This window comes from Actinoplanes sp. NPDC051411, from assembly GCF_040682075.1.
Taxonomy (GTDB): domain Bacteria; phylum Actinomycetota; class Actinomycetes; order Mycobacteriales; family Micromonosporaceae; genus Actinoplanes.
The window spans coordinates 15,504-37,962 of sequence record NZ_JBFBAD010000024.1 but is presented as its reverse complement, the minus strand read 5'-3'; the positions used below and the strand labels follow the sequence as shown (position 1 = coordinate 37,962).

The 22,459-nt window shown below is 71.5% G+C and carries 18 protein-coding genes and 3 pseudogenes; 10 read left to right on the top strand and 11 right to left on the bottom strand.

The features are described 5' to 3' along the window. Positions 1-30: 30 nt before the first annotated feature. The 8 genes from AB0M88_RS15655 to AB0M88_RS15620 form a co-directional block, all read right to left on the bottom strand. Entirely contained in the window at positions 31-2,685 is a 2,655-nt protein-coding gene (locus AB0M88_RS15655; RefSeq protein WP_364101447.1) for a discoidin domain-containing protein, read from the bottom strand. Between the two features lie 2 nt (positions 2,686-2,687). Next, positions 2,688-3,545 carry a carbohydrate ABC transporter permease gene (locus AB0M88_RS15650; RefSeq protein ID WP_364101444.1) on the bottom strand — a complete coding sequence of 286 codons (858 nt, stop codon included), beginning with the start codon at positions 3,543-3,545 and terminating at the stop codon, positions 2,688-2,690. Next, complete coding sequence (locus AB0M88_RS15645; protein WP_364101441.1) at positions 3,545-4,432, bottom strand: sugar ABC transporter permease; 888 nt, start codon at positions 4,430-4,432, stop codon at positions 3,545-3,547. The genes AB0M88_RS15650 and AB0M88_RS15645 overlap by 1 nt, the downstream gene beginning before the upstream one ends. Continuing rightward, complete coding sequence (locus tag AB0M88_RS15640) at positions 4,429-5,739, bottom strand: extracellular solute-binding protein (protein WP_364101438.1); 1,311 nt, start codon at positions 5,737-5,739, stop codon at positions 4,429-4,431. Before AB0M88_RS15640 ends, AB0M88_RS15645 begins: the two co-directional genes overlap by 4 nt. 17 nt (positions 5,740-5,756) lie before the next feature. Continuing rightward, the gene (locus AB0M88_RS15635; RefSeq protein WP_364101435.1) at positions 5,757-6,860 is read right to left on the bottom strand and encodes an enolase C-terminal domain-like protein; all 1,104 of its coding nucleotides are present in this window, start codon (positions 6,858-6,860) and stop codon (positions 5,757-5,759) included. A gap of 140 nt (positions 6,861-7,000) precedes the next feature. After that, positions 7,001-7,753: an FCD domain-containing protein gene (locus tag AB0M88_RS15630; protein ID WP_364101432.1), complete on the bottom strand. Its 753-nt coding sequence runs from the start codon at positions 7,751-7,753 to the stop codon at positions 7,001-7,003. A gap of 259 nt (positions 7,754-8,012) precedes the next feature. Further along, the gene (locus AB0M88_RS15625) at positions 8,013-8,222 is read right to left on the bottom strand and encodes a hypothetical protein (RefSeq protein ID WP_364101429.1); all 210 of its coding nucleotides are present in this window, start codon (positions 8,220-8,222) and stop codon (positions 8,013-8,015) included. Positions 8,223-8,229: 7 nt separating this feature from the next. Next, positions 8,230-9,102 (bottom strand): SPFH domain-containing protein, encoded by an 873-nt coding sequence (locus tag AB0M88_RS15620; protein ID WP_364101426.1) that lies wholly within the window; start codon positions 9,100-9,102, stop codon positions 8,230-8,232. A gap of 87 nt (positions 9,103-9,189) precedes the next feature. Here AB0M88_RS15620 and AB0M88_RS15615 point away from each other — a divergent pair, with 87 nt between their 5' ends. Next, entirely contained in the window at positions 9,190-10,107 is a 918-nt protein-coding gene (locus AB0M88_RS15615; protein ID WP_364101423.1) for an ATP-binding cassette domain-containing protein, read from the top strand. Beyond that, the gene (locus AB0M88_RS15610; RefSeq protein ID WP_364101420.1) at positions 10,104-11,279 is read left to right on the top strand and encodes an ABC transporter permease; all 1,176 of its coding nucleotides are present in this window, start codon (positions 10,104-10,106) and stop codon (positions 11,277-11,279) included. The genes AB0M88_RS15615 and AB0M88_RS15610 overlap by 4 nt, the downstream gene beginning before the upstream one ends. On the opposite strand, the gene AB0M88_RS15605 is transcribed toward AB0M88_RS15610, so the two are convergent. Continuing rightward, positions 11,187-11,675: a hypothetical protein gene (locus tag AB0M88_RS15605; protein ID WP_364101417.1), complete on the bottom strand. Its 489-nt coding sequence runs from the start codon at positions 11,673-11,675 to the stop codon at positions 11,187-11,189. The genes AB0M88_RS15610 and AB0M88_RS15605 overlap by 93 nt on opposite strands. Before the next feature lie 89 nt (positions 11,676-11,764). Between AB0M88_RS15605 and AB0M88_RS15600 the strand changes: the two are divergent. The 6 genes and pseudogenes from AB0M88_RS15600 to AB0M88_RS15575 all read left to right on the top strand — a co-directional run. Then, a pseudogene (locus tag AB0M88_RS15600) lies at positions 11,765-13,276 on the top strand (ubiquinol-cytochrome c reductase cytochrome b subunit); the annotation flags it as partial. Positions 13,277-14,441: 1,165 nt separating this feature from the next. After that, positions 14,442-14,684, top strand: a pseudogene (locus AB0M88_RS15595) (winged helix-turn-helix domain-containing protein); the annotation flags it as partial. Positions 14,685-15,089: 405 nt separating this feature from the next. Beyond that, positions 15,090-16,277: a PLP-dependent aminotransferase family protein gene (locus AB0M88_RS15590; protein ID WP_364101605.1), complete on the top strand. Its 1,188-nt coding sequence runs from the start codon at positions 15,090-15,092 to the stop codon at positions 16,275-16,277. Between the two features lie 53 nt (positions 16,278-16,330). Further along, entirely contained in the window at positions 16,331-16,717 is a 387-nt protein-coding gene (locus AB0M88_RS15585; protein ID WP_364101414.1) for a cupin domain-containing protein, read from the top strand. Beyond that, positions 16,717-17,520 (top strand): NAD(P)-dependent oxidoreductase, encoded by an 804-nt coding sequence (locus AB0M88_RS15580; protein ID WP_364101602.1) that lies wholly within the window; start codon positions 16,717-16,719, stop codon positions 17,518-17,520. Before AB0M88_RS15585 ends, AB0M88_RS15580 begins: the two co-directional genes overlap by 1 nt. 51 nt (positions 17,521-17,571) lie before the next feature. Next, a pseudogene (locus tag AB0M88_RS15575) lies at positions 17,572-17,757 on the top strand (AraC family transcriptional regulator); the annotation flags it as partial. Here the strand turns inward: AB0M88_RS15575 and AB0M88_RS15570 are convergent. Both AB0M88_RS15570 and AB0M88_RS15565 read right to left on the bottom strand, forming a co-directional pair. Then, positions 17,691-17,867, bottom strand: a complete 177-nt coding sequence (locus tag AB0M88_RS15570; protein WP_364101620.1) for a hypothetical protein — start codon at positions 17,865-17,867, stop codon at positions 17,691-17,693. The pseudogene AB0M88_RS15575 and the gene AB0M88_RS15570 sit on opposite strands and share 67 nt — an antisense overlap. A 27-nt stretch (positions 17,868-17,894) precedes the next feature. Next, on the bottom strand, positions 17,895-18,740 hold the full coding sequence (locus tag AB0M88_RS15565) for a TIGR03621 family F420-dependent LLM class oxidoreductase (protein ID WP_364101412.1): 846 nt from the start codon (positions 18,738-18,740) through the stop codon (positions 17,895-17,897). Between the two features lie 61 nt (positions 18,741-18,801). Here AB0M88_RS15565 and AB0M88_RS15560 point away from each other — a divergent pair, with 61 nt between their 5' ends. Next, entirely contained in the window at positions 18,802-20,376 is a 1,575-nt protein-coding gene (locus AB0M88_RS15560) for a sensor domain-containing diguanylate cyclase (protein ID WP_364101409.1), read from the top strand. A gap of 45 nt (positions 20,377-20,421) precedes the next feature. Next, a complete protein-coding gene (locus AB0M88_RS15555; protein WP_364101406.1) occupies positions 20,422-22,386 on the top strand; it encodes an AarF/UbiB family protein in 1,965 nt (654 codons plus the stop codon). Positions 22,387-22,459: the final 73 nt, after the last annotated feature.

Below are 22,459 nucleotides of genomic sequence, written 5' to 3'. Positions count from 1 at the left end.
GGTGCGCGGCCCGGCCGCGTGGGCGGCCGGTCAGTAGGCGCCGATTTCGGCCACCGCCATCTGGCCGCCGGTCTGGCCACCGTCGTTCGGGCGGTCGGCGACCACCCGGAGATAGCGGGCGGAGACCGGCCTGTCGAGCTGGACCGGGGTCAGGCCGCCGCCCGCGTCGAGGCGGCGGGCGACCGTGGTGAAGGACGAGCCGTCCAGGGACGCGTCGATGTGGAACGCGGTGGCGAACTTGTCGTCCGGCTGAAGCAGGGTGATCAGGTTGACGGAGGCCGGGCGGCCCAGGTCGACCTGGGAGATCCAGCGGAAGCGGCCGGTCGCCTGGGCCCACGTGCCCGGGTCGCCGTCGGTCGCCGAGGCGGGCAGCGAGTTCGGCTGCATGTCGGCCTGCGTGCCGTCGATGAACAGAGCCTGCGCCGGCTTGCGCTCGGCGGCATTCTTCAGGTTCGAGGCGTACGCGGCGACGCCGCTGATCGCCATCTGATCGCCGCGCTGCCCCCAGTCGTCCGGCTTGTCGGCGACGATCCGCAGATAGCGCGCGCTGACCGGGGTCGTGAAGGAGAGCGGCACGGTCCCCCAGCCGCTGTCGTGCACGGTGCCCACGGTCGTCCACGACGTGGCGTCAAGGGAAGCGTCGACGTGGAAGTCGGTCGCGAAGTGCGGCTGCGGGAAGCTGACGGTCATCGAGCCCAGCGATTGAGCGCGCTGGAGGTCGACCACCAGCTGCCAGCGGAACTGGCCGCTCGCCTGCACCCAGGTGTCCAAAGAGGAGTCGGTGGCGGCCGACACGACCGTGCCGGGCTGCAGCTGGGCCGGCGTGCCGTCGAGGAACTGGGCCTGCGCCGGCTTGCCCGCCGCGAGGTTGACCGGCAGCGCGCAGCCGGCCGGGGCGGCGCTCAGGGCGGCGAACGCGGGGGTGAGCCCGGCGGACGCCAGCAGCGCGGCCGGTACGCCCGAACCGTCATGCCCGACCTGGGTGTTGCTGATGGTCGCGTTGTCCGGATCGCCGCAGGGCCAGTCGGGGACCGGGTTCTCGACGTAGTTGCCGGTGTAGCTGAAGTCGCCGTACGGGGTGCCGTCCGTCTCCCGGCAGCCGCCCATCGAGAACACGCCGTTGGCGAACATCGCGTTGCCGGTCATCGTGATGTGCTGGCTGCCGCCGTCGGTGTAGATGGCGTGGCCGCCGCCCGCGCTGTTGCCGTCGCGCACCACGTTGCCGCTGATCGTCAGGCCGTCGGCGAGCGACGTGCCTTCCTGGCCGAGCACGTAGATGCCGCCGCCGTCGGAGTGCTGCTGCATGTGGTCGAAGACGAGGTTGTTCAGGATCTTGTCGCCGGACGACACCGTGGGCGTGCGGCCCCAGCCCCAGTTCGAGCTGATCCCGCTGTACGGCACGTCGTTGACCTGGTTGTGGGCGATCGTGTCGTCCGTGGCGTAGCTCTGGAAGATGCCGACGCCACCGCCGTAGTCGACCGCGACGTGATGCACCCAGTTGTCGTCGATCGTGTTGCCGGAGGGCAGCGAAACCCCGGTGCCGTCACCGATCTCGATGCCGTTGCCCGACGTGTCGGTGACGACATTGCCCCGCACGACGGAGTCGCTCGCCGCGGAGAGCTGGAGGCCGGCCGCGCCGAGATGCTCGAAGGTGTTGCCCAGCAACTGCAGTCCGGAGGCACCGGAGAAGACCACGTTGCCCGGCGTCATCGTCCAGTTGCCGTACGGGCAGGTGCCGGGGGAAGTCTTGGAGAACCGGTCGCACGAGCCCTGCTTCTCCCACGCGTCCGGCCCGGTGAGCCGCATGTTCGCCTGCACCTCGGAGAACCCGTCCGGGCCGTCCGGCTCGGTCCAGCCGGCGTACTCGAAGGAGAGGCCCTGAACGGTGATGCCGGCGCCCGTACCGGAAAGCAGGGTCTGCAGGACCGGGAGTTCGACGTCGGCCGTGCGCAGATCCTGGCCCGGCCGGGGAATGTAGTAGAGCGTGTGCGCGGGCCGGTCGAGGTAGAACTCGCCCGGCCGGTCCAGCAGTTCGCGCGCGTTCTCGACCCGGTCGGGGCGGTCGGCGTTGACCCCGTACTGCTTGCGGGTCGAGTTGTCGAAGCAGGGCTGGTCCATGGTGACCGTGGTGCCCGAGACCGCGGCGACGCCGCAGCGCATCTGGGTCCAGCCGACGTTGTAGACGAACTCGATGTCGGTGGGGTTCTTCCAGCCGGCCAGCGTGGTGTCCGATGTGGTGTATCCGGTCGCGGTGCGGGTGAAGCCGGTCGGGTCCGGCCCCTCGGCGCGGTTGGCGCGCACGCCGTCGACGTACAGCTGGCGGGTCTCCGTGCCGGAAGGCACGCTCGCCGCCCAGACACCGCCGGTTGTCGCGTGCCAGCCGGTGACCGGCCGGCCGCCGTTGAGCACCGGACGGGCGCCCGGCGCGGCCTGGTAGGTGACCGGTCCGGAGACGGCCAGCGTCTTCGTGAGACGGTAGGTGCCACCGGTCAGGACGACCCGGCCTCCCGCCTGAACCGAGGAGCGGGCGGTCTCGAGGGAGCAGGGCGCGGCGGCGGAGCAGGCCGAGCCCGTGCCGTCGGGCGAGACGGTGAGAGAGGAAGACGCGGCCAGGGCCGCGGTTCCGGGGCCGAGGACGGTCGCGGTGGCTGCCAGGGCAGCCAGCAGCAGGCGTACGCGGTGCATCGTTACTCCTTGGTCGAGCCGGCGAGCATGCCGGAGACGAGGGCCCGTTGGGAGAACAGGAAGAGCACCAGTACGGGCAGGACCGCGATGAGGATCGCCAGCGCCAGTTCGGGGCTGGTGATGTCGAGGCCCTTGCCCGCCACCGGGTTGAACGACGGGGTGGAGGAGAGCAGCTGGTTGAGCCCGACCTGGATCGGGAACTGACTGCTGCTCGGCAGCACGAGGTAGGGCAGGAAGAAGTTGTTCCAGTTGCCGACGAAGCTGAAGAACGCGACCAGTCCGACGACCGGCCTGGCCAGTGGCAGCGCGACCCGGGAGAAGACCTGCCACTCCGAGCAGCCGTCGATGCGGGCGGCGGCCAGGATGTCGCGGGGCAGGCTGGTCGCGAAGTAGATGTAGACCAGGTAGACGCCGAACGGGTAGAACGAGAACGGCAGCACGATCGACCAGACCGTGCCGATCAGGTGAAACAGGTTGAGCTCGAGGAAGATCGGCAGGACCAGGGCCGCGCTCGGCATGATCATGACGACGAGCGTGACCGACAGCAGCAGCTTGCGGCCCTGGAACCGGGTCAGGGCCAGCCCGTAACCGGCCGGCACCGCGGTCGCCAGGGTCAGCACGAGCGCACCGACCGAATAGACCGCCGAGTTGCGCAGCCACTGCCAGATCACGCCGTCCTGGAAGGCCGTGAGGTGCCGCCAGGCGGTGGCCACCTGATGGAACGACCCGAAGCTGAGCGGGTTGTGGTGCTGCAGGTCGAACGCCGTCTTGGTCGGCGCCAGCAGCAGCCAGAGCACCGGCAGGACGAAGAAGACGGTGAGAATCGCGAGCACCAGGCTCTTGCCGAGACCCCGGACCATCAGTCCTCCACTTTGAACAGACCCGAGCGGGTCACCAGCAGGGCGGCGGCGATCAGGCCGAGCACGAGCAGGAACACCGAAACCGCGGCGGCCCCGTTGAAGTCGCCGTGCTGGAACGCCAGGACGTAGGCCAACTGGTTGGGCGACCAGGTCGGGCTGATCCGCTGGAGGCTCGCCGTCTGCAACAGCTGGGGTTCGACGAACAACTGGGTGCCGCCCGCGAACGCCAGGATCGCCATGTACACGATCCATTTGCGGATCATCGGCAGCTGGATGTTCCAGGCCGTACGCCAGCCGCCGGCCCCGTCGACCCGGGCCGCCTCCAGCACGTCGTCCGGGATGTTGTTGAGGGCGCCGTACATCACCACGATCCAGCCGCCGGCCCCGGTCCAGAAGGCGATCAGCACCAGGATGACCGGCAGGTGGCCGGGCGCCAGCACCTGTTCGAAGCTGCCCTGCCCGAGCGCGGACAGCAGCGACGAGGCCGGGCTGACGCTGGGGTCGAGCATGAACAGCCAGACCAGCACGCTCGCCACCCCGGCCAGCGCCCCGGGCAGATAGAACAGGAACCGCAGCAGCGCCGAGACGCTCCGGCGGGCCAGGCCGCGCAGCAGGATCGCCACCGCCACGGTCAGCACGATCACCAGCACCAGCCACATCACGAGGTAGACCGCGATGTGCGCGAACGCCGGCCCGAACCGGAAGTCGCCGGCCACCCGGGAGAACTGGCCGAGGCCGACGAACTGGCCGTGGTCGTTGGTGAAGGCGAGGTAGACGGCATATCCGGTCGGGACGACACCGAACGCCAGCAGCAGGACCGTGTAGCCGGCGACGAAGAGGTAACCGGCCCGCCCGGTTTTGACGGGCCGGACTTCCGTCGAGGTCATTTGTTGCTGACCGCATAACCGACCGACTCGGCCTGGTGGGTGATCGCGGTCTGCCAGGCCGGAAGCGTGTCGGAGAGCGACTTCCCGGCGGTCAGCGCGGGCAGCACCGTGGTCGACCACGGGGTGGCGTCGCTGAACTTCGTGTTCGACCAGCCGGTCCAGACCTCACCGGCGGCGGCCAGGAAGGCCGGCGAGACGTCGGCGGCGAAGTAGTTCCTGTTGACCGGGTTGGCCAGCCACGCCTTCGCCCCGGGAACGAACGCCGGATAGGTCGGCGCGCCGGCCAGGTTGTCGTCCGATGTGGTCAGCCAGGTCGTGAGGTCCTCGGCCGCCTTCAGGGCGGTGCTGTGCGACGAGATCATCCAGATGCCGCCGCCCACGTTGCCGGTGGCCGGAGTCGGGTCGGCGTCCCAGGTCAGCGGCGGCGCGGCGGCGATCCGGCCGGCCGGCACCTTGAACGCGGCGTTGAACAGGTACTGCCCGTACCAGGACGGCCCGACCGCCATCAGCACCTTGCCGCCGTCGAAGCCCTGGGTGAAGAAGCCCTGCCTGCTGACCGCCTTGGCGGCGAGCAGCGGGTCGAGCAGCTTCGCCATCCGGGTGCACTCGGGTGCGGTCAGGTCGACCCGGAGCTGGTTGTCGCCGACCAGCTGCTGGGCCGGGCACTTGCTCGACCAGAAGTAGGACTCCTGCGAGTTGGTGTCGCCGACCGCCCCGATCACGTAACCCGGGTGGTCCCGGGCCACCTTCAGGCCCAGCGCCTGGTACTGCTCCCAGGTCGTGGGCACCTGATAGCCCCACTTGTCCATCAAGGACTTGTCGTACCAGAGCACCACCTGGGCGATGTCGTTGCGCAGGCAGTAGGTGTGCCCGGCGGCCTGGCAGGGGCTCAGCGAGCCGGGCGCGAAGCCGTCGAGGACGGACTTGCCGACGAGTTGGTCCACGGGCGCGGCGAACGCCTTCGCCGACGGACCGGTCGGCCGCGCCGCCCAGGTCACATCGGTCGGGGAGGCGAAGACGACGTCGGGCCAGCCGTTTCCCGTACGGTCGAACAGCTGCACCTTCGTCTGCAGGTAGGTCGACCCGTCGGCGCTGCCGTCATAGGTGACGATGTTGAGCTTGGCGGCGGGGTGGGACTTCTGATATTTCTGCACCGCCGGCAGGCGCGTCGCGTCGGTCCAGACCGTGACGGTCGCGGCCGGATCCTGCTTCGCCGGCTCGAACGCGGGAGCGGACGAGGCGGACGTGGCGGCCGGGGTGGCGCTGGCACAGCCGGCCACCATGAGTGCGGCTCCGGCGGCGGCCATGAGAGACAGCTTCAGCTTCATATCTGGGCCTTCCGTTGAACATACGGCTGGAGTGCGGAGGGGTAGTCGAGGCCGGCCGGCAGGGCGATGCCCGGGTCGGACGGCGCGTGCACGAGCCCGTTCGCGTCGACCGCCGGCTCGCGCACCGCGCGGACCGAGGTGACCAGCGACTCGTAGTAGGTGGTGTTGGCAATCGCCATGCACAGGTGCTGATTCGGGAGGTCGGAGCCGTGCACCTCGGCCCGCAGGCGGTAGGCGTCGGCCAGGTGGGCGGTGCGCATCGCGCCGGTGATGCCGCCGCGCAGCGTGGTGCTCGCCCGCACGCCGAAGGTGGCGGCCCCGGCGGCGATGAAGTCGGCCGAGTTCATGTGGGCGCCGTCCGAGGTCTCGGCGACCAGGAGCGGCACGCCGACGGCGTGCGCGAGGCGGGCGTACGCGGTGACGCTGAACTCGCGCATCGGCTCCTCGTACCAGAGGTAGCCGGCGTCGGTGAGCGCGTGACCGAGATACAGCGCGTCGGGCAGGTCGAAGCCGGCCGACCCGTCGTACATCAGCGGAAGGCCGGGGCCGACGTGGTCGCGTACGGCCTGAGCGAGCGCCGCATCGCGGCGGACGTCCCCCCAGGCGTGCAGTTTGATCGCGCGGTAGCCGAGGGCGAGCACCTGGTCGGCGACGTCCAGGAACTCCTCGGTCGAGGCGAAGGTCGAGGTCGAGGCGTACGCCGGAATCTCGGTGCGGAAGCCACCGAGCACCCGCCAGGTAGGCAACTGCTGGAGCCGCCCGGCCAGATCCCAGAGCGCCACGTCGATCAGGCCGAGGGTGGGCAGCGGCAGCTCGTGGATGCGGTCGAGTTCCCACACCCGGTGCCAGAGCCATTCGCGCTGCAGCGGGTCGGCGCCGATCAGCTCGGGCCGGAACACCCTCTCGACCAGGTCGTCGAGCAGAACCGCGGCGCCGGGCCGGGAGAAGAACGCGACGCCCTCGACGCCCTCGTCGGTGCCGATCCGGAGCACGCCGCCCTCGGCCGCCGGGGCGCTGCCGGCCAGGCCGTGGCGCCACCGGAACGGCGGCTCGGCGGCGGGCACGGGGACCCGGAACGACTCGACATGCGTGATCTTCATGCGGCTCCTTTTGGGCAGGGGGCAGCTTTGGGGCACGGGGCAGCTTTGGGGCAGGGGGCAGCTTTTGGGCAGCGGCAGCTTTTGGGCAGGGAGCAGTGCGGCGGGACCCGTCGTGGGTCCGCCGTCTCGTCAGCGGAAGATCAGGGGTGGGGGTTGAACAGGCGGTTGCGGATGCGCCGCTCGAACTGCCGCTGCGTCGTGGCGACGTGCTCGGCCATCAGGTCGGTCGCCCGATCGGGGTCGCCGTCGGCGATCGCGGCCGCGATCGCCACGTGCTGCCGGCCGGCCGCCTCGAGCGAGCCCGGGGCGTCGCCGTGGAAGAGCAGCACGTCGCTCTGGGCGGCGAACCGCCGGACGGTCGCCACCGCCGACTGCAAGAAGAGGTTGTGCGCGGCGATCGCGACCGCGTGGTGGAACTGCTCGTCGGCCCGGCCGAACGCGTGGACGTCGCCGAGGGCCCCGGCCCGGGCCGATTCGTCGGCCGTCTCGCGGATCGCGCGGAGCTCGATCGGGGTCGCGGTCGTGGCGGCCTTGCACGCCGTCTCGGACTCCACGACCCGCCGGTAGTCGAGGAGCATCAGCACATGCTCCATGTCGGTGGGCTGGTAGTGCGCCAGCTCGTCGTCGGCGCGGGTGGTGCCGGCCGCGGCGACGAAGATGCCGGCGCCGCGGCGGACGGTGAGACGGCCGATCGCGGCGAGCACCTTGACCGCCTCGCGGGTGACGTTGCGGGTGGTGCCGAGGATCTCGGCCAGGCCCTGCTCGGTGGGCAGGCGGTCGCCGGGGCGCAGGTTCTGCTCGGCGATGTGCATCAACAGCTTCTCGGCGGCGAGCTCGTAGCCCGGGCGGTATCGATGGTCGTCGGGCTCAGGGACTGCCGCTTCGAGCGCCACGATCGGTCCTCCGGGGGTGAGACGCGCCGTCGTGGCACGAGTATGTCATCCCCGCAAATGAATGCAACTAATCTGTGAATTCTTTTGATCGTCTCGGGGCATATCAGCCGTAAGATCCCGATCTATGGTTCGCGGGCCGCCGATTAATCTGGTTAATCGGCGGCCGATGAGACCGGCTCATAGCCGGCAGGCGGCCGATCGGCATCGACGGCACGGTCCCCGGAGCGCGGGCAGCCACCCGGACGCAGCCACGGCCGGCTCAGGTCTCGTCCGCCTCTTCGGTGCGCGGGCGGCCGGGGCGGCGCATCTTCTTGGCCTCGGCGGGCAGCCGGCCGTCGCCCTGGAGGGCCTTGCGCAGCAGATATTCGATCTGCGCGTTGGTGCTCCGCAGTTCGTCGGCCGCCCACCGGGCCAGCGCGTCGTGCACGGCCGGGTCGAGGCGCAGCAGAATGCTTTTACGTTCCGCCATGGGCCGGTCAGTGGTAGAGGGTGCCCGTGTTGACGACGGGCTGGGTATCGCGATCGGCGCAGAGCACGACCAGCAGGTTGGAGACCATGGCCGCCTTGCGCTCCTCGTCGAGGTCCACGATGGACTGTTCGGAGAGCCGGGTCAGTGCCAGATCGACCATGCCGACCGCGCCCTCGACGATCCGCTGGCGGGCGGCCACCACGGCATTGGCCTGCTGGCGCCGCAGCATCGCCTGGGCGATCTCGGGCGCGTAGGCGAGGTGCGACAGGCGGGCCTCGACGACGGTGACGCCGGCCGGAGCGACCCGGGCGCCGATCTCCTCGGCCAGTTTCCGGGTGATCTCGTCGGTGCTGTCGCGCAGCGAGACCTGGGTGTCCTCGTGGGCGTCGTAGGGATAGCTGTTCGCGATGTGCCGCACCGCGGTCTCGGCCTGGATCGCCACGAAATATTCGAACGAGTCGACCTCGAAGACCGCCTTGGCGGTGTCGCTCACCTGCCAGACCACGACCGCGGCGATCTCGATCGGGTTGCCGTCGGAGTCGTTGACCTTGGTGACTTCGGTCTGGTGGTTGCGGATGCGGGTCGAGACCGGCCGCCGGGTGGTGAACGGGTTGACGAACCGCAGCCCGGTCTGCCGGATGCTGCCGGTGTAACGGCCGAGAAGCTGGACGACCCGCGCCTGGCCGGGGGCGACCTGGGTCAGCCCGCGCAACCCGAGAACGGCCACGATCAGCAGCAGGATGCCGAGCGCGACAGTGACCGGGTTGGCCATGATGAGCAGCACTGTGCCGACGATGATCCCGGCGATGGCGCCGAGCAGGATCGGTATGCCGGCTGCCCCGTCGGTGCGGCGCTCGCTGTACGCGGTCTCGGTGATCATCGCTGCCACTCCCCTCGTGCGGGGTTGCCCCGCTTCTATCATAGTGATATCACATTTCCAACGGAGCGAAACGGGGTGGGACACCAAATGACGACTCGCCAGTTGGAGATCGACCGGGTCAGCAAGCGGTACGGCCACACCGTGGCCCTCGACGACATCACCTTCGAGGTCCACGCCGGCGAGATCTTCGGTCTGGTCGGCAGCAACGGCGCCGGCAAGACCACCGCGATGCGGATCGTCCTCGGCGTGCTCGAGGCCGACGCGGGCTCGGTGCGGTGGGACGGCCAGGCGCTCAACCTCGACACCCGCCGCCGCATCGGCTACATGCCGGAGGAACGCGGGCTCTACCCCCGCATGCGGTGCGGCGAACAGCTGGCCTACCTGGCCCGCCTCCACGGGCTCACCGCGGCCGAGGCGCGCAAGGCCTCGGACGCGTGGACCGAGCGGCTCGGCATCGCGAGCCGCCGCAACGACGACGTGATCAAGCTGTCGCTCGGCAACCAGCAGCGGGTCCAGCTCGGGGCGGCGCTGGTGCACGAGCCCGACATCCTGGTGCTCGACGAGCCGTTCTCCGGGCTCGACCCGGTCGCGGTCGACGTGATGAGCGCGGTGCTGCGGGAACGGGCCGACGCGGGCGTGCCGGTGATGTTCTCGAGCCACCAGCTCGACCTGGTCGAGCGGCTGTGCGACCGGGTCGGCATCGTGCGGCAGGGGCGGATGGCCGCGGCGGGCACGGTCGACGAGTTGCGGGCCGGCGGGCGGGACGAGTTGGTCGTACGCGCGCCGGGTGCCCCACCGGGGTGGGCATCCTCCCTGCCCGGGGTGACCGTTCTCGGTTCCTCCGGGGATGCGACCCGGCTCGCCCTCGATCCCAGCGCCGACGACCAGGTCGTGCTCCGGGCCGCGCTGGCCACCGGGCCGGTGCACGAGTTCGCCCACGTCCGCCCGTCGCTGACCGACCTCTTCCGCCACCTCGTCGCCGCATTGGATGGTGAGACAGCATGAGTGTCATCCGCCTGATCGCCGGCCGCGAGATCGTCACGCGGCTGCGGTCGAAGGTCTTCCGCATCGCGACCCTCATCAGCGTGGTCATCCTGGTCGGCATCGCGCTGATCTCGAAGGTCGCCGGCAACGGACCGGACTATCAGGACGTCGGCGTCACCCCCGGCGCGGGTCCGCTGGCCGGCGTGGTCACCACGACCGCCGAGTCGATCCAGTTCAACGTCCGCATCCACGCGGTCGACGAGGCGGCCGGCCGCCAGCAGGTACGCGACGGCAAGCTCGACGCACTTCTCACCGGCAGCGGCGCCCCGGTGCAGGTGGTGGTCAAGAGCGAGCTCGACGAGGGCCTGCGGTCGGTGCTCCAGCTGGTGGCCCAGCGCGCCACCCTCGACCAGCAGGTCACGTCGCTCGGCGGCGACCCGGCCAAGGTCGCGGCGGCGGTCGGGACCGCGAGCGTGGCGGTCTCGGCGCTCGAACCGCCCAAGAAGGCCGACAGCCAGCAGTTGCTGATCGGCATCCTGACCAGCGTCCTGATCTACATGGCGCTCCTGCTGAACGGGCAGGCGGTCGCCCAGGGCGTGGTCGAGGAGAAGACGAGCCGCGTGGTCGAGATCCTGCTCGCCACGGTGCGGCCCTGGCAGCTGATGATCGGCAAGGTGGTCGGCCTCGGCACGGTCGGGCTGATCCAGGTCGCGATCATCGCGGCCTCCGGGGTGGTGGCCGGCACCGCGACCGGGGCGCTGCACCTGCACCTCACCGCGGCGGTCAGCACCATCGTCTGGCTGGTCGTGTGGTTCCTGCTCGGATACACGGCCTACGCGTTCGCCTTCGCCGCGGTGGCCTCGCTGGTCTCCCGGCAGGAGGAGGTGGCGTCCGCGGTCACCCCGGTGCTGATGCTGCTGATCATCGGTTACGTCATCGGCATCTCGATCCTGCCCTCGAACCCGGGGTCGGGGCTGGTGGCGATGCTGTCGCTGATACCGGTGTTCGCGCCGACGCTGATGCCGGTGCGGCTGGCCCTGGGGGTGGTGCCGGCGTGGCAGGCGGTCGTGTCGGTGGCCGGCATGGTCGTGATCATTCCGCTACTGCTGTGGCTTTCCGCGCGCATCTACCGCAACGCCGTCCTGCGCAGCGGCGCCCGGGTCAAGCTGCGGGACGCCTGGCGCGTCCGCTGACCGGTCGGGCAGCAGAAGAAGGATCGACAGCACGAGGACGCCGCCCAGGCTGATCGCATTACCGATCTTGTCGAACGTGGGGAACATCCCGAGGTGCAGCATGTGCCACAGGAAGTGCTCGGCGTTGAAGATCAGCCAGGCGGCGCCCGTCGTCCGCACCGCCTGCACGGTCGGGCGGCGCCAGGCATAGAGGCTGAGCACCAGCAGGGCGAGATAGAGGCCGCCGACGTCGCGGACCAGATGCTCGTTGTACGGCCCGAGCGTCGAGACCCAGTAGCGCCCGGGGGACGGGAAATCGGTGTAGAACGACATCGGGAACGCCGCCGCCCACACGCCGACCACGGCGGCGGAGATCGCCAGCACCAGGACGACGACACGCTTTGCTTGAAGGCTCATGCGTACCGGACGAGCCGGCCTCGCCCGGCGTGACATGTGACCCGGACCACACCGTGTCACATCGACGGCCGCCCAGGTGTCCTGTGCACATGAAGCCGCGAAGGACAGGACGCCGGCTGGCGGTCGGCGTCGACGAGCGTTACCAGGTCGCGACGCCCCTGCGGGGCATCCTCAACAAGGTCTTCCCCGACCACTGGTCGTTCCTGCTCGGCGAGCTGGCGCTGTTCTCGTTCATCGTCCTGCTGATCACCGGCGTCTTCCTGACGCTCTTCTTCGACCCGTCGATGAAAGAAGTCACCTACAACGGTGCCTACCCCGCGCTCCGCGGGGTCCCCGTCTCCCGGGCGTACGCTTCGACGCTCCAACTGTCGTTCGAGGTCCGCGGCGGCCTCTTCGTGCGGCAGATGCACCACTGGGCGGCCCTGCTGTTCATGGCGTCGATCGTCATCCACATGGCCCGCACGTTCTTCACCGGCGCCTTCCGCAAGCCCCGCGAGGCCAACTGGATCATCGGCGTGAGCCTGTTCCTGCTCGGCTTCCTCGAGGGCTTCACCGGCTATTCGCTGCCCGACGACGGCCTGTCCGGCACCGGCCTGCGCATCGCCTCCGGCATCATCCTGTCGATCCCGGTCATCGGCACGTGGGCGTCGGCGGCCCTGTTCGGCGGCGAGTTCCCCGGCCACGAGATCATCGGCCGGTTCTTCATCCTGCACGTGCTGCTGGTGCCCGCGCTCCTGCTCGCCCTGATCGTCGTCCACGTCGGCCTGGTGTTCACCCAGAAACACACCCAGTGGCCGGGCCCGGGCCGCACCGAGCGCAACGTGGTCGGCGAACGCTTCTTCCCCCGCTACGTCTTCAAGCAGGCCGGCCTGTTCATGACCGTGTTCGGGGTGGTCGCGATGATGGCCGGCCTGTTCCAGATCAACCCGATCTGGCTCTTCGGCCCCTACCGCGCATCCGAGGTCTCATCAGCCAGCCAGCCCGACTGGTATGTGATGTTTCTCGACGGCCTGGTGCGCCTCATGCCGGCCTGGCAGATCACGATCCCGATCGGCGACGGCTACTCGATACCGCCGATCTTCTGGCCGGGCGTGGTCGCACTCGGCGCCATGCTGACCGCGGCCGGGGCGTACCCGTTCATCGAGCGCCGCTGGAAACACGACTACGCCCGGCACAACCTGCTGCAAAGACCACGCGACGTGCCGCAGCGCACCGGGGTCGGCGTCATGGCGTTCACGTTCTTCCTGATCGCCACCCTCTCCGGCGGCAACGACGTCATCGCCGACAAGTTCCACCTCAGCCTCAACGCGATGACCTGGGCCGGCCGCTTCGGCCTGCTGCTCGGGCCGCCCCTCGCCTACTGGCTCACCGTCCGCCTGTGCCTCGGCCTCCAGCAGCACGACCGCGAGGTGCTGGCCCACGGCGTCGAAACCGGCATCATCCGCCGCCTCCCCTCAGGCGGCTTCGCCGAAATCCACCAGCCCCTGAACGGGGCCGACCCTCTGCCGTACGCCGGCTGGGCCGTCCCGAAGAAAATGAACCGCATCGGCGCCCTCGGCCCAGCCATCAAGGGCTTCTTCGTGCCGATCGAGCAGCCGGCGTCGCCCTCCCCAGCCCCGGCCCAACCAGTCAGCGCACCGACCGCGGAGCCGGCGACGTCGCCTGCACAGCGGCCGACGTCAGTAGCCGTGCTGACCAGGTCGGCCGCCGAACCGAGCGCGAAGACCGCCGAGCATGGGTCGGACGCGGCGGACCCGGACGCGGGGTGAGCCAGGCCAGGCACGAGACCAGCCAGACCGAGCGCGCGACCAGCCCAGTTGGGCGATCGCCCAGCTGGGCGAGCACGCGATCAGCCAAGCCGGGCGCGCGATGAGCCAGGCCGAGCACGGGACCAGCCAAGCTGGGCGCCCGATCAGGTGGGCGAGCACGCGATCAGCCGGCTAGGGCGCGCGGAATCGGCCGGCCCGAGCGCTCACGATCAGCCGGGCCGGGCACACGATCAGCCGGGCTGGGCACGCGGAATCGACCAGGCCGGCGCAGGATCAGCCGGACCGAGCACGCACGATCAGCCAAGTCGAGCAGGCGATCAGCTGGGCCAGCACGCGATCAGCCAAGCTGGGCGCACGGAACCGGCCGCCGGACCAGCGCACACGATCAGCCAAGCCGGGGCACGCAATCAGCCGGGCTGGGGCACGCGGAATCGACCAGACCGGCGCAGCAGGATCAACCGGACCCAGCGCGCGCTTTCAGCCAAGCCGTGCAGGCGATCGGCCAAGCTGGGCGCGATCAGGTGGGCCCAGCGCGCACGATCAGCCAAGCCGGGGCACGCAATCAGCCGGGCTGGGGCACGCGGAATCGACCAGACCGGCGCAGCAGGATCAACCGGGCCGAGCACGCGCGATCAGAAGTCGAGCGCGCGGGACCAGCCGGGCCGAGCACGCGGGACCAGCCGGGCCGAGTACCCGCGAGCGCCTGGGCAGGGCACACGCGATCAGGCAAGCCAGGCGCGCGGGACCAGCCCACCAGCGCGCGGGATCGGCCAAGCCGAGCACGCGAGACCAGCCAAGCCTGGCCCGCGGGACCAGCGCGCCCACGCGCGCGATCAGCCGGGACGGGGCACGCGAGACCAGCCGGGCTGGGGCACGGATCGGCCGGGGCACGGGATCGGCGGAGGCACGGGATCGGCCGGGACACGGGATCGGCCGGGGCACGCGATCGGCCACGGAAGAAGAGATTGCCGCTGGGTGGGAATGAGATTGTTGGCCGGTGGTGTCAGTCGACCTGCATTTGGAGTTCGACCGGTCGGCCGGGTTTCCGGGCCGCGCGCTGGAGGGCGCCCTGCGGGAGAGTATCCGCACCGGGCGGCTGTCCGCCGGCTCGCGCCTGCCCGGGAGCCGCAGCCTGGCCGCCGATCTCGGATTGGCGCGGGGCACGGTCGTCCAGGCTTATGCGCAACTGGTCGCCGAGGGCTGGCTGGTCGCCACGGCCGGCTCGGCCACCCGCGTGGCCGAACTGTCGCACGGCCTTGATCGCTGGGGACCCGAGGCACCTCATGCTCCGAGGCGGCAACGCGCCGCGCCACGTGGTCCTGGGCGGCCGGGGTCGGCGGCGCTCGGCGTAGGTCGGCAAGGCGCACGCGCTCCACAGAACTCCGGACAGCAAACGCCGGCACTGCCGCTCGACCCAGGGCGCCCAGCCACGCGACGGCGAGACGCACGCGAGCAGAACGCAGACGCTCCAGGCGGCCCCGGCCACCAACGGCCAGCGGCGGCACGCGACCCGGGGCCTCCGCAGGCGGATGGGCCGCATCGTCCGGGGCAGCACAGGACGGCGGCGCCACCCGATCCCGAGCCGCAAACGGCCGGACTGCGGCGTTCGGCGGGGCCGCGCGGCCCCGAGCAGCAACGCCCGGCGGTGGCGGACGGCCTGGGAGGGCGGCCGGATGCCGAAGGGGCGCACGGCTCCGGGCGGCTGGCCACAGCGGATGGTCTGCGCCGGGAGGCCGGGACGAGGACCGGGGCCGGGACCGGGACCGGGGCGGCGATCGAGTTGCGGCCGGGGATTCCGGATCTCGGCTCGTTTCCGCGTACGGTCTGGGCCACCGCCCTGCGTCGCGCGCTCGCCACGGCACCCAACAGCGCGTTCGACTACCCCGAGCCGGCCGGCCTGCCGGTGCTGCGGGAGGCCGTGGCGGGCTACGTGGCGCGTACGCGTGGGGTGCGCGCCGACGCCGAGGCCGTCGTGATCACGGCGGGGTTTACCGCCGGGCTTGCGCTGCTCGGGCGGGTGTTGCGGCGGCGCGGCGCGCGGATGGTCGCGGCCGAAGATCCGGGGCTGGTTCGGCACCGGGAGGTGCTGCGGGCGGCCGGGTTGACCGTGGCCCCGCTCGCGGTGGGGCCGCACGGGGCCGAACCGGATGGCGCCACCGGGCAGGCCGTCCTGCTCACGCCCGCTCACCAGCATCCGACCGGGGTGGTGCTGGCGCCTCAGCAGCGTTACCGGTTCATCGACTGGGCTCGCCGGAACGGCGCCTACCTGATCGAGGACGACTACGACGGCGAGTTCCGGTATGACCAGCGGCCGGTCGGCGCGATGCAGGCGCTCGCCCCGGAGCGGGTCGTCTATGCGGGGAGTACGAGCAAGTCGCTGGCCCCGGGCGTACGTCTGGGGTGGATGATCGTGCCGGCGCCGTTGCGCCGGGATCTCGCCGCGGTGATCTTTGAGGCCGGGGCGGCGGCGGTGTCCGTTCTGGATCAGCTCGCGATGGCTGATTTGATCGTGCGCGGGGATTACGACCGGCACGTGCGGCGGCAGCGGCTGGCCTACCGGCGGCGCCGGTCTCAGCTGGCGGCGGCGATCAACGAGCCGCTGCGGGGCGTCGCGGCCGGGATGCACGCGCTGCTGCCGCTGGAGTCGGCGGCCGACGAGCGGCGACTGGTTGACGAGGCCCGGCAGCGCGGGCTGGTTCTGACCGGTCTCCACCACAACGGCTACTGGCATGAGCCGGCGGGCAAGGCGGCCGCGCTGATTCTTGGCTATGCGGCGCCACCAGCGCATTTGTGGCCGGAGGCCCTGAAGTTGCTCGCCCAACTGGTCCAGTGATGCCAGGCCTGACTGGACCAAAAATCTGGTCCGGTCGGGACTACGGTCGAACTATGAAGATCGGGAACAACGAGATCGTGCTTCTGGGCACGGCCAACCCGCCCTCGTTGCCGGCGGGATCGCACGTCATGACCGCGATGATCGAGCTGCCGCCGGGTGACCCGGGCTCGCCGCCGCACCGCCATTCGGGGCCGGTGTTCGGCTACCTGCTCGAGGGCGAGATGGCCTTCGAGCTGGAGGGTGAGGCGCCGCGCGTGATCAAGGCCGGCGAGGCGTTCTGGGAGCCCGGCGGCGACGTCATCCACTACCAGGCGGCCAACAATCTGGCCGGGCACACCAGTAGGTTCGTGGTTGTCATGGTGTGCGCGCCCGGCCAGGAGATGCTCACCCTGGTCAGCGCGGCCGAGTTGGAAGAACGCAAGGACCGGAGGTGGCGGTGATGCGCATCCTGCTGGCCGGCTCGACCGGCGTGATCGGTCGCCGCCTCGGGCCGTTGCTGACCGATTCAGGTCATGAGGTGGTCGGGCTGGCCCGGTCCGGCGCCGACCGGGTGGTCGACGTGCTCGACCGGGACGCGGTGGCCGCCGCGGTCGGCGAGATCCACCCCGACGTGGTCATTCATCAGCTGACCAGCCTCAGCGGCCGCGACCTCGCCGCCAACGCGTGGCTCCGCCGCGAGGGAACACGCAATCTGGTCGATGCGGCGCTCGCTTCCGGTGTACGCCGCCTCATCGCGCAAAGCATCTCCTGGGCCTATGAGCCGGGCCGCGAACCGGCGACCGAGGACACGCCGCTCGACGTCGACGCCCCCGAGCCCCGGCACACGAGCGTGGCCGGCGTGGCCGCCCTCGAGGAGGCGGTCCGCGACGTGCCGGAGTGGGTCGTCCTGCGCTACGGCACCCTCTACGGCCCCGGCACCTGGTATGCCCGGGACGGCGCCCTGGCCGGCATGGTCGCCGCCGACGCCGACGTGAGCAGCCTCCTGCACGTCGACGACGCCGCGGCCGCGGCGGTCGCCGCCCTGTCCTGGCCGTCCGGTGCCGTCAACGTCTGCGACGACGACCCGGCCCCGGCCGCGGCGTGGGTGCCGGCCCTCCGCCGGGCCGTCGGGCTCCCCTCCCCCGCCATCGTCGAGGGCGACCGGCGCGGATGGGCCCGCGGTGCCAGCAACCAGCGCGCCCGCAAGGAGCTGGGCTGGAACCCGCGATATCCGTCCTGGCGGGAAGGCTTCGCCACCCTCTGAGCCGACCGCTCGGCCGCCCGGCCCGGGCGCGAAGCGACCTATCCTTCGCCCGTGGGACTGCGGTTCACGACGCACGGCTCGGACTCGCCGTGGGTCGACACCGCGTGGACTGCCTGAGCGAGCAGGTCACCGCCATGACGTCCGTCGCCGGGGTGCGCTGGGGCCTGGTGTTACGCGGGCGTCACCGGTCCCGAGGCCCGGACCGGCACGGCCCCGGTGCCGGAGGACGCGACCTTCACCGTCGTATCGGCGAGCGCGAGCGCCGGGTAGTCCGACGCGTGCTCGCGCAGCATCTTCCTGGCCACGGAGGGCGGCGGCCGGCTGACCGCGAACGTCCTCGACGCCACCGGCGGGTGCTATCGAGGTCCCAACGGCTAGCGCAGCAGCGGAATGACGCGGGCGAACGCCGCCATGTCGGGTTCCAACACCCCGTAGTAGGTGATGCCGAACTCGGACCGGTAGTGCCGCAACCGGTCCGCGAGGTCGCGCTCCGGGCCGCACAGCACGCTCGGCAGCCCGAGCAGCTCGTCGTCGGGCAGGCCGGTCGCGGCCCGGGCGATGGTCAGGTCGAGCTCGGCCCGGTCGCGGCCGACCGCGCCGACGATCATGTTGAGTTCCAGGTCTTCGAAACGGTCGCCGGCCGCGGCCCGGACGAGGGCGATGCGGTCGGCGAGGGCGCGCTCCGGCCGTACGCCCGGCTCGACCGCCGCATGGATGGAGAAGCCGACGATGTCGGCCTCGCGACCGGCCAGCTCGAGGAGGCGGCGTCCGGCACCGGCCAGCAGGAGCGGCGGGTCCGGCCGGTCCGGCTCGGCGGCCAGGCGCTCGCGCACCTCGCGCACCGTCTCGGCCAGGTGGCGCAGCCGCGTGGCGCCGGAGCCGAACGGCACGCCGGCCGCGGCGAACTCGTGCTGGAGGTAGCCGGTGCCCAGGCCGAGCTCGAAGCGGCCGCCGGTGAGCCGGTGCGTGTCGGCGACGTCGCGGGCCAGCACCCAGGGGTGGTAGAGCGCGGCGTTGAGCACGAACGTGCCGACCCGCATCGTGGTGCCGGCCTCGGCCGCGGCCATCAGGGCCGGGAAGGGCGCGGCCAGTCCCATGTGGTCGGGCACCTGCAGAACGTCGTAACCGAGGTCGGCCGCTGTCCGGACCTTGTCGAGCCACGCGACGCGGGACCCGACGGCACCCAGCGCCACACCGAAACGAAACGTACGGTCGGGCATGGCTCGATTATGCGGGAGCGGAAAGCTCAGATCGACCCTCACCCAGCCGATGCGTGGAGCCATGGCCGATGAACCCAAGCTGGATCCCGCCGGCCGCGAGGCCGTGCTCGCGGCGACCCTGGCGCAGCACCCCGGCACCTTCATCGCGGCGGTCGCGCCGACCGGCCTGTTCACCGACCTGCCGGACGAGCTGGCCGTGACCGGGCACCGGCCGATCGAGGGGCCGCGCTCGGCGCTCGGCCTGGTGACGCCGGACGACCAGCGGATCGTCATCGACGCGTGGCACCGGGCCCTCAACGAGGGGGTCGCCAACTGCCTCGTCCACCCGGTCGCGGCGCCGGACCGCCAGGTGCGCCTGCACATCATCGACCTCACCCACCGGCTCGGCGTCTTCGTCGCGCTGCTCACCGGCATGGAGGAGCATGAGGCGGCGCTGATCCCGCACCAGGAGGTGCGGCCGCGCCTGGTCACCATGCACAAGGATCAAACGGCGGTGATCAACGCCGCCGGGCCCGAGGTCGGGCCGCTTCTGGGGTACGCGCCGAGCGAGCTCGTCGGCACCCGGAGCCTCGATCTGGTGCACCCGGACGACCACGAGCGCGCGATCGCCAGTTGGATGGATCTGCTCTCGACCCCGGACGGCTCGGCCCGCCGGGTTCGGCTGCGGCACCTGCACCGGGACGGGCACGCGGTCTGGTTCGAGATCACCAACCACAATCACCTCGCCGACCCGTCGAATCCGGGCGTGGTGGCCGAGATGCTCGACATCTCCGACGAGATGGCGGCCCAGGAGGCGGTCCGCGCGGCCGAGCAGCTGATGCGGCGGCTCACCGAGACGCTGCCGATGGGCATCCTGCAGATCGGGGCCGACCGGCGGGTCAGCTTCGTCAACGACCGGGCCACCGGGCACGTCGGCGCCCGGGTCGGCGATCTGCTCGGCGACGCCCAGCCGGCCGAGATCGTGGCCGCGGTGGCCGAGGTGCTCGCCTCGGGGCAGGATGTCGATCTGGAGTACGGCGGTGTGCGCCGGATCCGGGCCAATCTGCGCGCGCTCACCGACGACGGCGGCGCGGTGACCGGTGCGATCATCTGCCTGGCCGACGTCACCGAGGACGTGCGCCTGCGCGAGGAACTGCGCCACCGCGCCACCTACGACCCGCTGACCGGCTGCCACAACCGCGCCGCGACGCTGGCCGTCCTGGCCGCCGGCGACCTGGACGGGCACGCCGGAACCGCGGCCGTCTTCTGCGACCTCAACGGCTTCAAGCAGGTCAACGACCGGTACGGCCACGCCGCCGGCGACCGGCTGCTCACCCACGTGGCGTCCCGCCTGAGACTGGCCGTCGGCGCGTCCGGTGTGGTCGGCCGCATCGGTGGTGACGAGTTCCTGGTGATCTGCCGCGACGTCGCCGGCACCGACCAGGCCCGGCAGATCGGCGCCGACCTGCTCGCCGCGCTCGACGGCAGCCCGGTCGAGGTCGACGGCCACGTCCTGTTGCCCCAGGTCAGCGTCGGTGTCGCCTGGTCGCCCCCGGGCGGCGCCGGCCCCGACGACCTGGTCGCCCGGGCCGATGCCGCGATGTACGAGGCGAAGAAGACCCGCACCGGGCCCCTCGCGCTGGTCCTCGCGCGCTGACCGGCCCCGATATCGTGAGGCTCCGAACGAGCCTCGGGGGCATTGATGGCGCTGGTGAACGGCCTGGTCGCGGTCCTGTTCTGGGTGGTTTCGGTGCTGGTGCTGGCCGGGCTGGCCCGGCGCGTTCTCGGCGTGCCGGTCGGCTGGTGGCGGTCGGTCGTGTTCGGACTGCTGCTGGTCGCGGTCAGCCCGTCGGTCCTGGGGTTCGTCGGCGACCGCTCGGGCCTGCTCGCCGGCGACCGCCTGGTCGGTGACTCGGCCGCCGCGGTCCTGCTCGTCGTCCTCACAATCGCCTGGATCTTCACCCTCGGCCTGGCCGCGCTGGTCGTCCTCGAGGCGATCCTGCCCACCGGCACCGTCCCCGGCCTGGTCACGCTGGTGCGCAACTGGCGCGGGCAGCGGCGGCGCACCCGGCGCTACACGGTGATCGTCGGGATCGCGGTCCGGCACGGGCTGGGCCGGTTCCTGCGCCCGGGTCGGCAGCCGGCCGACCCCGGCCTGGGGCGGACCGCGGTCGCGCTGCGCCGGGCCCTGGAGGACGGCGGGGTCGCGTTCGTCAAGCTCGGCCAGACCCTCTCCACCCGGCGCGATCTGCTGCCACCGGCGCTGGTCGGCGAGCTGAGCAAGTTGCAGAGCCAGGCCGAACCGGCGCCCTGGGCGCAGATCGAGAAGGCCATCGCCGACGGTCTCGGCCGCCCGGTCGGCGAGGTCTTCGCCTCGATCGAGCCGGTTCCGCTGGCCGCGGCGTCGGTCGGCCAGGTGCATTCGGCCCGCTTGCTGGACGGTACGGACGTGGTCGTGAAGGTGCAGCGCCCGGCCGCCCGCCGCCAGATCGCCGCCGATCTCGACATCATCGTGCGCCTGGGTTCGCGGCTCGACCGGACGACGGGGTGGGGCCGTTCGCTGGGCGTGCACCGGCTGGCCGAGGGGTTCGCGGCGTCGCTGCGCGAGGAGCTCGACTACACGGTCGAGCTGGAGAACACCCAGGCGGTGGCGGCCGGTCTCCGCCCGTCCGACCGGATCGTCGTGCCGCGCACCTTTCCCGAGCTGTCGTCGCCGACCGTTCTGGTGATGTCCCGTCTCCCGTCGGCTCCCGGCGGCTTCACCGGTCTCGCCGCCGAGGACCGGCGTCGTCTGGCGGCCGACCTGCTCGGCTCGGTGCTCCACCAGATCGTCGTCACCGGGGTGTTCCACGCCGACCTGCATCCCGGCAACGTGCTGATCGGTCCGGACGGGACGGTCGGCCTGCTCGACTTCGGCTCGGTCGGCCGCCTCGACCGGACCGCCCGCTCGGCGCTCGGCCTCCTGCTGTACGCGATCGAACGCGACGACCCGATCGCCGCCGCCTCGTCCCTGGTCGAGCTGCTGGGCCGCCCGGACGAGCTCGACCAGCGGGCCCTGGAACGCGACGTCGGCGAGCTGATGGTCCGCTACCGGGCCGGCGCGGCGGGCGCGGCGGGCGTTTTCACCGCCCTGTTCCGCCTGGTCGTGCTGCACCGGTTCGCGGTGCCGGCCCAGGTCGCGGCCGCGTTCCGGGCCATGGGCTCGTTGGAGGGCACCCTCACGCTGCTCAGCCCCGGCTTCGACATGCTCGCCGCGGCCCAGGAGGCGGGCGGCGACCTGATGCGCGACGCCTTCGAACCGGCCGCCGTCCGCCAGACCCTCGAAGGCCAGTTGGCGAGCCTGCTGCCGATCCTGCAGCGCCTGCCGCAGCGCCTCAACAAGATCGTCGAGGACGCGGAGCAGGGCCGGTTCACCGTTCAGGTGCGGGCCCTGGCCGACCGCCGCGACCGCCAGTTCATCACCGGCCTGGCCCAGCAGCTGATGCTGACCATCCTGGCCGCGGCGGCCACGCTGGGCGCCATCCTCCTGCTGACCAGCACGGCCGGCCCGCGACTGACGCCGACGCTCCCGCTGTACGCCTTCCTCGGCTACGTCCTGCTGTTCGTCGCGTTCGTGCTGGGCCTGCGCGTCCTGGTCCGCGTCTTCTTCCGCGGGACCCGCGACTAGCCCGCGCTTTCAACCGAGCGGTTGACGCCGTCCCGGACGCGGGCTACGGTGCTGTTCAACCGAGAGGTTGAAA

Bases quoted from the DNA above. Each gene is read 5' to 3' on its own strand.
- AB0M88_RS15655 (WP_364101447.1), bottom strand. From the start codon at position 2,685: ATGCACCGCGTACGCCTGCTGCTGGCTGCCCTGGCAGCCACCGCGACC.
- AB0M88_RS15650 (WP_364101444.1), bottom strand. From the start codon at position 3,545: ATGGTCCGGGGTCTCGGCAAGAGCCTGGTGCTCGCGATTCTCACCGTC.
- AB0M88_RS15645 (WP_364101441.1), bottom strand. From the start codon at position 4,432: ATGACCTCGACGGAAGTCCGGCCCGTCAAAACCGGGCGGGCCGGTTAC.
- AB0M88_RS15640 (WP_364101438.1), bottom strand. From the start codon at position 5,739: ATGGCCGCCGCCGGAGCCGCACTCATGGTGGCCGGCTGTGCCAGCGCC.
- AB0M88_RS15635 (WP_364101435.1), bottom strand. From the start codon at position 6,860: ATGAAGATCACGCATGTCGAGTCGTTCCGGGTCCCCGTGCCCGCCGCC.
- AB0M88_RS15625 (WP_364101429.1), bottom strand. From the start codon at position 8,222: ATGGCGGAACGTAAAAGCATTCTGCTGCGCCTCGACCCGGCCGTGCAC.
- AB0M88_RS15620 (WP_364101426.1), bottom strand. From the start codon at position 9,102: ATGATCACCGAGACCGCGTACAGCGAGCGCCGCACCGACGGGGCAGCC.
- AB0M88_RS15615 (WP_364101423.1), top strand. From the start codon at position 9,190: ATGACGACTCGCCAGTTGGAGATCGACCGGGTCAGCAAGCGGTACGGC.
- AB0M88_RS15610 (WP_364101420.1), top strand. From the start codon at position 10,104: ATGAGTGTCATCCGCCTGATCGCCGGCCGCGAGATCGTCACGCGGCTG.
- AB0M88_RS15605 (WP_364101417.1), bottom strand. From the start codon at position 11,675: ATGAGCCTTCAAGCAAAGCGTGTCGTCGTCCTGGTGCTGGCGATCTCC.
- AB0M88_RS15585 (WP_364101414.1), top strand. From the start codon at position 16,331: ATGAAGATCGGGAACAACGAGATCGTGCTTCTGGGCACGGCCAACCCG.
- AB0M88_RS15580 (WP_364101602.1), top strand. From the start codon at position 16,717: ATGCGCATCCTGCTGGCCGGCTCGACCGGCGTGATCGGTCGCCGCCTC.
- AB0M88_RS15565 (WP_364101412.1), bottom strand. From the start codon at position 18,740: ATGCCCGACCGTACGTTTCGTTTCGGTGTGGCGCTGGGTGCCGTCGGG.
- AB0M88_RS15560 (WP_364101409.1), top strand. From the start codon at position 18,802: ATGGCCGATGAACCCAAGCTGGATCCCGCCGGCCGCGAGGCCGTGCTC.
- AB0M88_RS15555 (WP_364101406.1), top strand. From the start codon at position 20,422: ATGGCGCTGGTGAACGGCCTGGTCGCGGTCCTGTTCTGGGTGGTTTCG.